The sequence below is a fragment of the Streptomyces sp. NPDC007917 genome, from assembly GCF_042959105.1.
Taxonomy (GTDB): domain Bacteria; phylum Actinomycetota; class Actinomycetes; order Streptomycetales; family Streptomycetaceae; genus Streptomyces.
Window position 1 is genome coordinate 326,151 of the sequence record NZ_JBIBKK010000003.1, and the last position, 13,670, is coordinate 339,820.

Below are 13,670 nucleotides of genomic sequence, written 5' to 3' on the forward strand. Positions count from 1 at the left end.
CCGTAATTTCCAGGGGAGCGGATCCCTGAAGGGACGGCAGGCCATTGGCGATTCCCGCGCCCGCAGACACAGCGATATCCCATGACGCAGGACGTGATCAGCTCGAGTACGCCGATCTGCTCGGGCAGTTCGACCAGCCGGGCGCGTGTGTGGCCCGCCTCGACGCCAACCTGCTCGTCCAGCAGGCGAACCAGGAGTTCTTCCGGCAGTTCGGCGGCTCCTCCGCGGATGTCTGCGGCCGTGACTTCTGCGATCTGGCCCACCCCAGCCTGCGGCAGCCGCTCAGGCACCAGCTCTCCCGGCTCGTCGACGGCACCCGCCGCCGGTTCGCCACCCATGTCGTCGCCTTCACGGCCGAGGACACCCCGTTCACCAGCGCGCTCACGGCGGTCCCGGTGCGCGGGGAGACCTCCCGCGTCGCCTCGATCCTGGTCGTGATGCGCTCCGCGGCGGGCTTCGAGGACGCGGACGTCGTCACCCCGCACAAGAAGGTCCTCACCGAGATCGAGGCCCGCATCCTGGAAGGCATCGCCGCCGGCGTCTCGACCGTCCCCCTGGCGTCCCGGCTCTACCTCAGCCGCCAGGGGGTCGAGTACCACGTGACGCGACTGCTCCGTAAGCTGCGGGTGCCCAACAGGGCCGCCCTGGTCTCCCGCGCCTACTCCATGGGCGTTCTCGAGGTGGGTTCCTGGCCCCCGAAGGTCGTCCGGGACTTCGTCAAGTGATCATGTGCGGGACTCCAGGTCACGCCGGGTGGCGTCGCCGTACACCCCGTCCTCGTCGCCGCGTATGCCGTACCACAGCTGGAAGCGGGCCACGGCGGAGGCGAGGCTCTGGTCGTATTCGCCGTTGACCGCCCCGCCCGTGTACACGTCCGGGATCCGCAGCAGCCGGGACTGGAGCTCGGAGACCTCGGGGCCGCTGTCCCCCAGGGACAGCACCGCGCCCCCGCCCTCCTGACCGCCGCCGCCCGTCGGCGCGGCGGACGGGGTGGGCGTGGTGGGCGCGGCGGTTGTGGCGGGGGCCGACGTACCGCCGGAGGGGGAGCCGCCCTGCGGATCCGGCTGCGCCGCGGTGGATCCGTCGGCGCCGGGCAGGAGCAGGACGAGCGCGAGCGTGAGGGCCGCCCCGACCGCCCCCGCGGCGGCCAGGGCGGCGGGGCGCGACCGGCGCCAGAGCGGGGACGAGGCGGATGCGGCGCGCGTGGCGGATGAGCCGGGCGGGTCCGCGGAAGGGGTGGAGTCGGGCGGCTCGGGGGCCGTCCGCAGACCGGGTTCGAACTCCTCGGTGTCCGCGTCGGCGAGGTCGTATGCGCGCGGCGGCGGCGTCGCGACCAGCGGGCGGAAGAGGTCCAGGTCCTCCATCCAGCCGTCGACCGGCGGATCACCCTCCCCGTCGGGCTTCGCCAACGCACGGAAGATCCGGGTCGGCTCGATCACCTGCCGCCCGGTGGGCTGTTCGGGATCGGTTCCGGCAGCCATACAGACCTCCTCTTGCGCGACGCGCCGTCAGGACCGTCAAAACCGTCTGGACCATGAAGACCTTCAAGACCTTCAAGACCGTCACGAGGAGATACGGGCCAAAGGCCGGGATGACTCAACCGGGGGCGTCCTTGTCGGCGGCGCCGTGCCCGCGGATACGGTGGGGCCGGGAGCCGAAGGGAGACGGGACGATGGAACGCACGACGTGTTGTGTGGTGGGCGGCGGGCCGGCCGGGATGGTGCTCGGGCTGCTGCTGGCGCGTGCCGGGGTGGAGGTCACGGTCCTGGAGAAACACGGCGACTTCCTGCGTGACTTCCGCGGGGACACCGTGCACCCGAGCACGCTGGCGCTCCTGGACGAACTGGGCCTCGCCGAGCGGTTCGCAGCGCTGCCGCAGCGGCATGTGCACACCATCCAGCTGCCCATCGGCCCGGGCCGCTCGCTGTTCACCGTGGGCGACATCGGCGCGCTGCCGGTCAAGTACAACTACGTCGCGATGGTCCCGCAGTGGGATCTGCTGAACCTGCTGGCGGACGAGGGCGCCCGGGAGCCCTCCTTCCGGTTGCGCATGAAGACCGAGGCGACCTCCTTCCTCATGGAGCGCGGCCGGGTCGCGGGGGTGCGCTACCGCACCGCGGACGGCGGCACCGGCGAGCTGCGGGCCACCCTGACGGTGGCCTGCGACGGCCGGGGCTCGCTGGCCAGGCAACTGCCCGAGCTGGGGCTGCGGGAGTTCCCCTGCCCGATGGACGCCTGGTGGTTCCGGCTGCCGCGGCACGAGGACGACCCGCGGGGGCTGGTGGGCAACGCCGGTGACCGCTTCCTGACCGCCATGATCGACCGCGGGGAGTACTGGCAGTGCGCCGCGCTGATCCCCAAGGGAACCGACGCGGCCCGGCGCGAGGCCGGACTTGACCGGTTCCTGGCCGAGTTCGCGGCGGTCGCCCCGTGGCTGGCGGACCGCGCTCATGCCCTGCGGTCCTGGGACGAGGTGAAGCTGCTGGACGTACGGCTTGACCGGCTCCGGCGCTGGCACCGACCCGGGCTGCTGTGCATCGGGGACGCGGCACACGCGATGTCGCCGGTGTTCGGGATCGGCATCAACCTCGCCGTCCAGGACGCCGTGGCCGCCGCCCGTATCCTCGCCGGGCCGCTGGCCGGGGGCGGTGTCGGGCTGCGGGAGGTGCGCGAGGTGCAGCGCCGCAGATGGCCCACCGCCGCGGCGACGCAGGCGCTGCAGCGGATCGCCCACGCGCGGGTCGTCGAGCCGGTGCTGACCGGCCGCACCCTGCTGGGCGACGGGTCCCGGCCGCCCGCGGTGGTGCGGGTCCTCAACGCGGCGCCCTGGCTGAAGCGGGCCCCGGCGTACTTCCTGGCCTACGGCGCGCAGCGCGAGCGCCCGCCCGCCGCCGCCCTGCGCTGAACCGTTTCGCCACGGGCGGCGCGGTACGAGCGGCGCCCGGCGGCGCGGCGCGGCGGCGGGTCCGGCCGCTCAGCGGCCGCGCAGCCGCTCCATGTCGCGCCGGTCCCGCTTGGTCGGGCGGCCGGCGCCGCGGTCGCGATGGCCGACCGCGGCGAGCTCTTCGCGCGGTGGCGGCGGAGGGGAGTTGTCGACGAAACACTCTGCCGCGACGGCCGCCCCGACCCGCTTGCGCACCAGGCGTTTCACCACGACGATGCGCTCGCGCCCGGCGTGGAAGAGCCGCACCTCGTCCCCCGGCCGCACGGCGTGGGCGGCCTTGACGCGCTCCCCGTTGACGCGGACGTGGCCGCCGCGGCAGGCCGTGGCGGCCAGCGACCGCGTCTTCGTCAGCCGTACGGACCAGATCCAGCTGTCGACCCGCACCGGCGCGTTGTCTGAAGCCATGTCTGAAGCCATGTCCTGACTCTATCGGCTCCGTCCGAGGCGGTACGTCCTGCTTTATCCGGGATTGCTGTCTAAGGTGCGACCCATGAGCGCACACTTTGACGTCGTGGTCCTGGGGGCGGGCTCGGGCGGCTATGTCGCGGCGATCCGTGCCGCGCAACTCGGCCGGTCCGTGGCCGTCGTGGAGGAGCGGTTCTGGGGAGGGGTGTGCCTGAACGTGGGCTGTATCCCCTCCAAGGCCCTGCTGCGCAATGCCGAGCTGGCTCATCTGTTCACCAACGAGGCCCAGACCTTCGGCATCCGGGTGGACGGGCAGGTGATCCTGGACTACCGGGCGGCCTACGAGCGCAGCCGCAAGGTCGCCGACGGGCGCGTCAGGGGCGTCCACTACCTGATGAAGAAGAACCAGATCGCGCAGTACGACGGCCGGGGCACCTTCACCGACGACCACACGCTGCGGATCGACCTGGCCGCCGGGGGAGCGGAGACCCTCACCTTCGGCCACTGCGTGATCGCCACCGGCGCGGTCACCAATCTGCTGCCCGGCACCTCGCTCAGCGAGCGGGTGGTGACCTACGAGGAGCAGATCCTCAGCCCCGAGCTGCCCGAGAGTGTGATCATCGCCGGGGCGGGCGCCATCGGCGTCGAGTTCGCGTACATCATGCGCAGCTACGGGGTGCGGGTGACGCTGGTGGAGTTCCTTGACCGGATCGTCCCGCTGGAGGACGAGGAGGTCTCCGCGGAGCTCGCGCGCCGCTACCGCAGGCTCGGCATCGACGTCCTGACCTCCACCCGGGTCGAGGCGATCAACGACTCGGGCCCCTCGGTGAAGGTCATGGTGACCACGGGCGGCCAGCGGCAGACGCTGCAGGCCCAGGCGGTGCTGCAGGCGATCGGCTTCCGGCCCCGGGTCACCGGCTACGGGCTGGAGAACACCGGCGTCCGGCTGACTGGAGCCGCCGGCGGCGGTGGCGCCATCGCCGTCGACGCGTACTGCCGCACCAGCGTGCCGCACATCTTCGCGGTCGGGGACGTCACCGCGCAGCTGATGCTGGCCCATGCGGCCGAGGCGATGGGCGTGGTCGCCGCCGAGACCATCGCGGGCGCGGAGACCATGGCGCTGGAGTACGTGATGATTCCGCGGGCGACCTTCTGCCGGCCCCAGATCGCCAGCTTCGGCTGGACCGAGGCCCAGGCCCGCGAGCGGGGATTCGATGTGCGGGTGGCGAAGTTCCCGTTCACCGCGAACGGGAAGGCCCAGGGCATCGGGGACCCGGTCGGCTTTGTGAAGCTCGTCGGGGACGGCCGCCACGGCGAGCTGCTGGGCGGCCATCTGATCGGCCCGGAGGTCACCGAGCTGCTGCCGGAGCTGACGCTGGCGCAGCGCTGGGACCTGACCGCCCACGAGGTGGCGCGCAACGTCCATGCCCATCCCACCCTCTCCGAGGCGGTGAAGGAGGCCGTGCACGGCCTCGCGGGCCACATGATCAATATGTGAGCGGCGGTGCAAATGCCCTAAATATGCTAGAAAGACCAGATGAAGGTGGGTTCGACGCTGCGCCTCCGCAGTGTCGCCGGACAGGCGCTCGCCCTGCTGCTGGTGATCACCGCGCTGCTCGTGGTCGCCGCCGGCGCCGCGCTGGTCCTGCAGGCCCAGAGCAATGGCGAGAACCAGGCCCGGGGCCGCGCGCTCGCCGTCGCCCACTCCTTCGCCCGCGCCCCGGGAGTCCTCACCGCCCTGGTCTCCCGCCACCCGACCGCCACGCTCCAGCCCTTCGCCGAGCGGGTCAGACGCGACGCCAACGTCGACTACATCGTGGTGACGAGCCCGAGCGGCATCCGCTACACCCACCCCAACCCCCGCGAGATCGGCAAACGCGTCGACCGCCCCCTCTACCCGGCCACGGTGGGCCGCTCCTTCACCGACAAGGTCCCCGCCGTCAGCCTGTCCGCCCCCTCCATCCGCGCGGCGGTCCCGGTCACCGGCGCCGGCGGAAAGGTGGTCGGCATCGTCAACGCCGGGGTCACCATCCCGAACGTCAGCCGCTCGGTCGACCGCCAGCTGCCCCTCATACTCGGCTCCCTGGGCCTGGCCCTCGCGCTCGGCGCGGGCGGGGCGGCGCTGGTGGGCCGGCGGCTGCGGCTCCAGACCCATGGCCTGGGACCCGCCGAGATCACCAAGGTGTACGAACAGCACGACGCCGTGCTGCGCACCGTACGGGAGGGCGTGCTGATCGTCGACCGCGGGGGAAGGCTGCTGCTCGCCAACGACGAGGCGTGCAGACTCCTCGCCCTGCCGCCCGACGCCCAGGGAAAGCAGGTGACGGAGGCGGGCCTGCCACCGGACACCGCCGCCCTGCTCGCCTCGGGCCGCCTGGCCACCGACGAGATCCACCAGGTGGGGGAGCGGCGGCTGGCCGTCAACCAGCGCCCGACCCGCCGGCCCGGACAGCCCTGGGGCAGCGTCGCCACCCTCCGCGACATCACCGAGCTCCAGACCCTGACGGACAAGGCCGACCGGGCGCGGGCGCGCCTGGAGCTGCTGTACGACGCGGGCGTCGAGGTCGGCACCACGCTCGACATGGTGCGCACCGCCCAGGAACTGGCGCAGGTCGCCGTGGAGCGCTTCGCCGACGTCGTCACCGTCGACCTGCTGGAATCGGTCCTGCGCGGCGAGGAGCCAAGGACCCGCCCCCGGGCGGGGGACACCCGGATGCGCCGCGTCGCCGTCAGCGCCACTCCGGGGGACTCCGCACCGCGCCTGGTGGGCGAGCCGATCGGCTCGGTGACGGTGCCGCTCACGGCGCGCGGCGTCACCCTGGGCCGGGCCGAGTTCTGGCGCTCGGCAAGCGCGGCGCCCTTCGAGGACGACGATCTCACCCTCGCCGAGGAGCTGGTCAGCCAGGCGGCCGCGTACATCGACAACGCCCGCCGCTACGCGCGCGAGCACGCCACCGCACTGGCCCTGCAGCGGAGCCTGCTGCCCCGTGAACTGCCCGAGCACGAGGCCGTCGAGGTCGCCCACCGCTATGTGCCCGGGCACGCCGGGGTGAGCGGGGACTGGTACGACGTCATCCCCCTGTCCGGCGCCCGCGTCGCCTTCGTCGTCGGCGATGTCGTCGGCCACGGCCTGCACGCCGCCGCCACCATGGGCCGGCTGCGCACCGCCGTGCACAACTTCTCCTCGCTCGACCTGCCCCCCGACGAGCTGCTGACCGCCCTCGACGAGGTGGTGGACCACCTGGACCAGGAGGAGACCGCGGCGGACGGCGCATCCCCCGGCGCCGGGGTCACGGGCGCCACCTGCCTGTACGCGATCTACGACCCGGCCGCCCGGCGCTGCGCTCTGGCGCGGGCCGGCCATCCGCCGCCCGCCCTGATGCGCCCGGACGGCACGGCAGCCCTGCTGGACCTGCCCGCCGGACCGCCGCTGGGCCTGGGCGGGCTGCCCTTCGAGACCGCCGAGCTCGACCTCCCCGACGGCAGCCGCCTGGTGCTGTACACCAAGGGGCTCCTCCAGTCCGGCGGCGTCGACGTCGACACCGGTCTCCAGCGGCTGCTCGGCGCGCTCGCCCGCGCCGACCCCGACCCCGAGCGCACCTGCCGGACGGTGATGGAGTCCCTGCCGCCGAGCCACCCCACCGAAGACATGGCGCTGCTCGTCGTCGGCGCCACCGGTCTGGCCGAGGACCACATGGCCTCCTGGGACCTCCCGTCGGACCCCGCGGTCGTCGCCGACATGCGGGCCGCCGTGGCCAGGACCCTCGCGGACTGGGGCCTGGAGGAGGCGGGCTTCACCACCGAACTGGTGGTCAGCGAGCTGCTGGGCAACGCCATCCGCCACGCCTCCGGCCCCATCCGGCTGCGCCTGCTCCGCGACCGGGCCCTGATCTGCGAGGTCGCCGACGGCAGCACCACCGCGCCCCATCTGCGCCGGGCCGCCATCACCGACGAGGGCGGCCGCGGGCTGTTCCTGGTGGCCCAGATGGTCGACCGCTGGGGCACCCGCTACACCAGGCGCGGCAAGGTCATCTGGACCGAGCAGACGCTGCCGTCCGAGGCGTCCGCGTCGCCCCTCTCCTCCGTCCTCGCCCTCAGCTGATCACTGCCGCCGTGGTGGCCAGCAGCTCCGGGAGGGTGCCGGTGAACTCGGGCATCAGCCGCATGGCCACCGTCCATGCCTCCGGGTCCTTCCCCAGGTGGGCGGCGATCAGGTCCAGGGCCTCCTGACGGACCCGGCGCAGCTGCTCATCCATGCCGTCCTGGGCCTCCTGGGGACGGTTCGACGCGTATTTGGCCAGGTAGGTCGCGGCCACGCGGGCGGGCCGTGCCGAGTTCAGGATGTCCGACAAGGTCAGCTGCCCGTAGGACACCGCCGTGTTCAGCCAGTCCTGCTGGATGTACGGGGGCAGCTGGTGGTGGCGCAGCAGCTCCAGGGCGGTGGGGCGCGGACCGGTGAGCCGGTGTGGATGGGCAGGGTGCCCCTGCCGCACCTCGGCGTCCCGGCAGTCGGCGCGCAGCTCGTCCGGGAAGTCGTCCCGCTTCGCCAGCTCGACCAGCAGCGCGTCCGGCAGCGGCTCGCGGCGGTGCTCGGCCATCAGGTCCTGCCACGGGAGATCCGGACCGGTCTCCTCGGACAGCCGCTCCAGCGCCGGGACGAGCTGGTCGCGCCGCCCCTCGGCCGCACCGCGCAGATACGCCGCCTGGCTCGCGGGCGACTGGGCCAGCTCAAGCCGCTCGCGCAGCTCGGCCAGGCCGTCCGGCGCCTCCAGAGCGGATCGGACGATCTTCTGGGTGGCCGCGGGCAGGGGGTGCTTCTTGCTGCGCCGCTCGGGAAACTCGGTCTCCTCCAGCAGCGCGCGCACCTCCTCCGCGCCGTGCCGCTCCCACAGCCGCACCACCAGCAGCAGCTGCCCTGCGAGCGTATGCAGCTTGATCTTGCCGAGCAGGATGCGGGCCAGGCGCGGATCGCCGGCCTCGCTGATCGGCAGGAGCCAGTGGCGGCGCCCGCTGGTGCGCAGCTCGGCGAACACCTCCTCGGTGAGCGGCAGCGGCCCCTCACCGCTGTCGGGGCGGCTGCGCCGGCCGGACAGGATCTGCCGGCGCTGTCCGGGGGTCAGCGGGGTGTGGATGTACAGCTTGGCGTTGATCTCGGGGTCGTCGTGGAGCAGCAGCTCCTCGATGGTGTCCTGAGGCAGCTCCCAGCTGGAGGCGATGCCGGCCAGCACGGACACCCCGTGCAGCGCGACGAAGCGGTCGCGCAGGGCGGCCGAGGGCTTGTGGTGGACGAGCAGATGCTGGATGGAGCGCTGGTCCAGGTGGGCCGCCAGCGCCAGCTGGACGTCCTCGGTGGCCAGCCCGTACAGCTGCAGAAACACCGCCCGGGTGCCGTCCGGCTCGCTCACCGGGTACTCGGGGGCCAGCGGCCGGAGCCAGGTCTTGCCCCGGTGCTTGGCCGTCTGCTCGCGGGCCGCGGCGATCAGCTCCGTGGACGTCCCGGCGAAGCGGGGCATCAGCGAGTACAGGGCGCGCCAGGTGGCGAAGTCGTCGCCCAGCTCGGCCACCAGGCCGGTCAGCGCCTCGCGGACCCCGTCCTCCTCGTACGGCAGCGAGGAGAGCACCGTACGGGCGGGCCGGATCTCGGCCAGTACCCGCTCGACGGGATAGGCCGCCCCCTGGATGCCCCGGCGCAGCAGCTTGGCCAGGTCGAAGCGGGAGTAGGAGTCGCTCCAGTCGGCGTCCGCCAGCAGCAGCCACGGCAGCGGGGAGGTGTCGGGGAGATGGCGGGGCGCCTTCTTGTAGGCCTCCAGCACAAGCTCCTCCGAGCAGTCCTGGTGGGCCGCCAGGACGAGAAGGGCGCCGTTCGGCAGGGGCTCGCGCCGGTGCTCGGCCAGCAGGAGATCCCAGTCCGCCCCGCCCAGCGGGACGTCCTCGCGCGCCCATGTCACCGCGCGCAGCCGGGCCACCAGCTCCGGCCCGGACAGGGGCGGGGCCTGGGGCGCGGGGGCGGGCTCGGCGGGGGCTTCGGCGTCCCGGGGCAGCGAGGCGGTCTCCAGCACGGCCGCCGGGTCCGGCGCGGCCACCGCCCGGCGCACCAGCTTCGCCAGCGCGGGGCGCAGCGAGGGCAGTTCGGCGAGCTCGGCCAGCTCGGCCACGCCGCCGTAGGTGAGCACGGCCCGGCAGGCCGCCAGCTGGTCGTCCGCGTCCGCCTTGTCGCCGACGCACTCGAGCGCGTGGCGCACGACGCGGGGGAAGGGCGCGCGCAGCGCCGGGAAGAGCTCTTCCAGGCTGGTGGTGTTCAGCAGGTACTCCACCAGCCCGTCCGGCTCGTACCAGTCCGGGTCGTCCAGATTCCGCTTCGCGCCCTCCAGCAACGCGGCCCGCAGTTTCCGCCGGTCGCCGTATCCCCGGTAGAGCCGCGGGCCGAGGGCCGTATAGCCCAGCGAGGCGAGGCGCAGCAGCACTGGCTCGCGCTCGGGCGTCAGCGGGCACCCGGACAGGGACCAGATCATTTCGGCGTCGCCGGTGGCGAACGCCGTGTCCACCAGATAGTCGGGCAGCGGCTCCCGCCCGGCCATCAGCGCCATGGCCTCCTCGCGCAGCCGGGGCATCAGGTCCGGGGCGAGGTCCGGGCCGGCCAGCCGGAACGTGGCCGAGAGCAGGGAATCGTCGAGGGTCGCCACGCCGGGTGTTCTCCGATCGTCAAGAAAAGTGCAGGAGGCAAGGAGAAGGGGAGAGAAGGGGAGGAGAGCGGGGGTCAGGGGGCGGCGGACAGCTCGGCCATCTGGGACAGCGCGCCGATCCAGAACCGCTGCCGCTCCGGGGTCTGCCCCACCAGATGGGCGGCGCGCAGCTTCGGCGGCATATGGCGCAACAGCCGCGCGACCACCTCGGCATGGCGCTTCAGCTGCGAGACCTCGGCGTTGGCGAACACCTGGTGCACCAGATCGGTGTCATTGGTGCCCTCGGACGAGCTCTCGCAGGCCGCGGCCAGCCTGGCCTCCCACTCCGCCACATCGCGCGCCAGCTCCTTCAGCCCGAGGACCTTCTGCCCCTGGCTCTCCGACAGCCTCGCCTCGAGCCCGGACAGCGGCACCGGGGCGTACTCCCCGTCGCCGAGGTAGATCAGCCCGGTCTCCAGCGGCTGCCCGGCCAGATGCAGCTTGATCAGCCGCTCCAGGGTCCGCTTGGTGATCCACTCCCGGCCCTCGTCGTCGATGTCGCTCTTCCACCACTCCAGCACCGTCTCGGCCACCTCGCCATAGGTGTCGATCAGCCACTGATTGGCGGGGATGTCCTGCGGGCTCACCTCGTAGCTGACCGTGAAACGGCTGGCCTGCGCCACGTTGTTGCTGCTGACCAGCAGCTTGCGGCCGAGGTGGTACGGAGGGTTCTGCAGCGCTATCTGGGCGCACAGCCCCGGAATCGGCCGGCCGGCCAGCGACCACTCCTGGGTGATCTCCATCAGCTTGGCGAAGGTGGCCTTGTCCTTGGGCCGGTTGTACTCATCCCACACGATCACCTTGGACTCGGGCCCCATGAGCGAGCGGCTGAGCAGCGTGTCCAAGGTGCCGTCCGGCGTCGGGATCGGCACACACAGGTCCTCGACGTTGGTCACCGGCAGCGAGAAGTAGACCGGGTCGCGTCCCGTCTCCTCCTGGACCACCGCCTTGGTGATCTCCGTCTTGCCGCAGCCGGGCGGGCCCTGGAGCAGCACGGACCAGTTCTCCCGGACGGCGGTGCGCAAAATGGCGCGCACCGGATCCGCGATGGTCGCCGGGTTCGGGCAGCCGACGGCGGCCGCGACACCGTCCAGGATCTCCGCCGTGCGGTCGGGGCCGGGCTTGCCGTCCGACTTCACATCGCGCAGCCGCAGCCGCTGGCCGCCGACCAGCGGCAGCCCCCAGGACAGGGGAAACCCGGCGCGGGCGCAGTCCAGCACATGCTGGACGGTGCGCGGCGACAGCAGCGAGCGCAGCCGCGGGGTCAGCCCGGCCCAGAGCCGGAACACCTCGGTCAGGTCCCAGTCCGGGTAGCGCTCGGTCAGCTTCTGCCGCCAGGCGGTGTCATTGGCGGTCACCCGCAGGGTGACCATACGGTCCAGCACGGCCAGATCGCTGCGCCGGGCGCTGGTCTCGGCCAGTGACTCGTTGTCGGCGAGGAAGACGCCGACGCAGCCGAGCTTGCGCAGGTCGTGCTCGCCGAGCGTCCAGTTGCAGGCGATCTGCATCAGCTGGGACTGAATGGTCTCCCCGGCCTGCAGCGAGTCGTCGATCAGCAGCACAAAGGGGGTGCCGGGGGTGAGCTGACGCATGATCAGCTGGGTGAGGACCAGCTCACCGCTGTGCTCGTCCCGCACCGGCGCGTTGACCAGCAGGTCGTCCGGGGTCAGATTGGCCGCCGGGACCAGGATCACCTCGGTGCCGGGGTGCGCCTCGGGGACGTAGGTGAGGAACGTCGACGTCTTGCCGATGCCGTGCTCGCCGAAGACCTGGCCGGTCTGCCCCATCGCGATCATCGCGCTGATGAACTGCTCCAGACGGGAACCGCTGCCCGGCCCGGTCCGCCGCGGAGTCTCCTGCGTCTTCTGCGTCTTCCGCGTCTTCCGCGTTTGCCGCGCCGCCTGCCCCGCCCGGTCGGCGGACCCGTCCTCCGCGGCCGGTGCCGTCGTCTCCACGCTGCTCACAGTGGTTTGTTCCCTCGTCGTGTGTCTGTCGAAGTCCGAAACGGTCAGCCGGCGAATCGGCCGTCAGCTGTCACCGGTGACCACCCGGTGGCAGGCCATCGGCGGATCGTGCCGCTCCGGCCAGTCGTCCCCGCCGTCCGTGATCAGCCAGATCCACCGGTCGGGGTGGGCGGGGGTGACCTTGGGCGCGTATCCGTCGGTGACCATGATCACCGCGTCGGCGCGCTCCTCGAACCGCCGCCCGTTCACCGCCAGTCGGCCCTCGACATAGTCGACGACCAGGTGGAAGTTCGTCCCGCCACCGCCGAGCACCCGCTCCCCGGGGACGAAGGGCATCACGGCGCCGTCGAAGCTCAGCCAGTGGCTCTCCACCCCGTCGGTCCGGCCCACCAGCGAGGTGATCCAGTCGACCACGGACTGCGGCATCGAACCCGAGGTGTCCAGCGCGACGACCACCACCTTGGTGCGCTCCGCGCCCCTCCGGGAGAGCATCGGGTCGTGGCCCAGCGCCAGCAGCACGGCCCCCTGCTTCTTCGGATAGACCAGCCGCTCGCCCTCGCGCAGCTTGGAGGCCAGCACATCGGAGAGCCAGCGCCGCCACCACTCGACCCGCCTGGTCCGCGGGGTCTCACCGCGCAGCGCGGCCAGGCCCATACGGCCCCACATGCGCTCCAGCCGTCTGCCGCCCCCGGCGCTGCGGTCCGCCAGGGCCAGCATCTCCTCCCGGGCGATGCCCTCGCCGCGCAGCGCCGCCCGCATCGCCTCGCTCAAGGTGGCCTCGACGACGGAGGAAAGCGTCTCCTCGTCCATCGGCAGCCCGGGGCCCGCCCCTTCGCCCTGCCCGGCCGCGGCCAGGTGCATATGGATGCACACCGCGGGCGCCACGGGCGGCCGTCTCATCCGCTTGAGCTCCCCGTACACCCCGAGGTCGGTGTCGACGAAGTCCTGGTAGGACAGCGGCGTCAGGCCCTGCTCGGCCAGATCGGCCACATAGCGCTGGTGCACCTCGCGCGGATCGACGCCCACCGGCTCGCGGCGGGTGCCCCCGAGGCCGTCCGGCACCTCCTGGGCGGGCAGCTCCGTACGCCCCAGCCGGACCATGGCCACATGGTTGATCGCCACCTCGGCGGCGAGCTCGAAGACCGGGTCGGCGCGCAGCTCCTCGTCCACATACAGATGGCGATGGATCAGATGGCGCGCCTCGTGGTACAGCACGAACCGCACCCCGCTCGGCCCGATCCGGACGAAGAACTCCGGGTTGTACAGCAGCAGGCAGCTGCCGTCGCCCACGGCCACCACCGCCGCCGTGTCCACCGCCGCGGTGGCGATCTGATGGTGGCACTTGGCGTACAGCCACGAGCCCACCACGCTGTCCTTGACCCCGAAGTCCAGCAGCGCCGCCTCCTTGAGCCGGCGGCCCTCCTCCGCCACCGCCGGATCCGCCACCTGACACTCCAGCAGCGCCCGTCGGTCGCGCAGGTCGATCACCCCCCGCGCCGCGGCATGCCGCCTTTCCCCCGTCGCCTGTGCCACTGTCCCCCCTTTTGTTCCGCATGCCGCTTTCCCGCATGCCGCGTCCCGGGCGCGGCCCCGCCCGGCACCGCTACCAAGAACGTTATCCACCGGGTCTGACAG

General features: G+C 72.6%; 9 protein-coding genes. 4 read left to right on the forward strand and 5 right to left on the reverse strand.

All coding sequences use genetic code 11. The annotated features are described in order from the left end of the window. Positions 1-44 precede the first annotated feature (44 nt). Complete coding sequence (locus ACFZDL_RS07390; RefSeq protein ID WP_391190612.1) at positions 45-725, forward strand: LuxR C-terminal-related transcriptional regulator; 681 nt, start codon at positions 45-47, stop codon at positions 723-725. On the opposite strand, the gene ACFZDL_RS07395 is transcribed toward ACFZDL_RS07390, so the two are convergent. After that, positions 726-1,481 carry a peptidoglycan-binding domain-containing protein gene (locus ACFZDL_RS07395; RefSeq protein WP_353596125.1) on the reverse strand — a complete coding sequence of 252 codons (756 nt, stop codon included), beginning with the start codon at positions 1,479-1,481 and terminating at the stop codon, positions 726-728. 191 nt (positions 1,482-1,672) lie between these two features. On the opposite strand from ACFZDL_RS07395, the gene ACFZDL_RS07400 reads away from it, so the two are divergent. Beyond that, positions 1,673-2,905, forward strand: a complete 1,233-nt coding sequence (locus tag ACFZDL_RS07400; protein WP_353596124.1) for an FAD-dependent oxidoreductase — start codon at positions 1,673-1,675, stop codon at positions 2,903-2,905. Between the two features lie 69 nt (positions 2,906-2,974). Here ACFZDL_RS07400 and ACFZDL_RS07405 read toward each other — a convergent pair whose 3' ends face one another. Further along, a complete protein-coding gene (locus ACFZDL_RS07405; protein ID WP_353596123.1) occupies positions 2,975-3,349 on the reverse strand; it encodes an RNA-binding S4 domain-containing protein in 375 nt (124 codons plus the stop codon). An 85-nt stretch (positions 3,350-3,434) separates the two neighbouring features. On the opposite strand from ACFZDL_RS07405, the gene lpdA reads away from it, so the two are divergent. Beyond that, the gene (gene lpdA, locus ACFZDL_RS07410) at positions 3,435-4,847 is read left to right on the forward strand and encodes a dihydrolipoyl dehydrogenase (protein WP_353596122.1); all 1,413 of its coding nucleotides are present in this window, start codon (positions 3,435-3,437) and stop codon (positions 4,845-4,847) included. A 39-nt stretch (positions 4,848-4,886) separates the two neighbouring features. Further along, positions 4,887-7,451, forward strand: coding sequence for a SpoIIE family protein phosphatase (locus tag ACFZDL_RS07415; protein WP_353596121.1), 2,565 nt, complete (start codon positions 4,887-4,889; stop codon positions 7,449-7,451). Here ACFZDL_RS07415 and ACFZDL_RS07420 read toward each other — a convergent pair. From ACFZDL_RS07420 to ACFZDL_RS07430, 3 genes are all read right to left on the reverse strand, one after another. Then, positions 7,444-10,032, reverse strand: coding sequence for a hypothetical protein (locus tag ACFZDL_RS07420; protein ID WP_353596120.1), 2,589 nt, complete (start codon positions 10,030-10,032; stop codon positions 7,444-7,446). The genes ACFZDL_RS07415 and ACFZDL_RS07420 overlap by 8 nt on opposite strands. Before the next feature lie 74 nt (positions 10,033-10,106). Continuing rightward, a complete protein-coding gene (locus tag ACFZDL_RS07425; protein ID WP_391190616.1) occupies positions 10,107-12,035 on the reverse strand; it encodes an ATP-binding protein in 1,929 nt (642 codons plus the stop codon). 63 nt (positions 12,036-12,098) lie between these two features. Beyond that, complete coding sequence (locus tag ACFZDL_RS07430) at positions 12,099-13,523, reverse strand: hypothetical protein (RefSeq protein WP_353596134.1); 1,425 nt, start codon at positions 13,521-13,523, stop codon at positions 12,099-12,101. Positions 13,524-13,670: the final 147 nt, after the last annotated feature.

Bases quoted from the DNA above. Each gene is read 5' to 3' on its own strand.
- ACFZDL_RS07400 (WP_353596124.1), top strand. From the start codon at position 1,673: ATGGAACGCACGACGTGTTGTGTGGTGGGCGGCGGGCCGGCCGGGATG.
- ACFZDL_RS07415 (WP_353596121.1), top strand. From the start codon at position 4,887: ATGAAGGTGGGTTCGACGCTGCGCCTCCGCAGTGTCGCCGGACAGGCG.
- ACFZDL_RS07395 (WP_353596125.1), bottom strand. From the start codon at position 1,481: ATGGCTGCCGGAACCGATCCCGAACAGCCCACCGGGCGGCAGGTGATC.
- lpdA (WP_353596122.1), top strand. From the start codon at position 3,435: ATGAGCGCACACTTTGACGTCGTGGTCCTGGGGGCGGGCTCGGGCGGC.
- ACFZDL_RS07405 (WP_353596123.1), bottom strand. From the start codon at position 3,349: ATGGCTTCAGACAACGCGCCGGTGCGGGTCGACAGCTGGATCTGGTCC.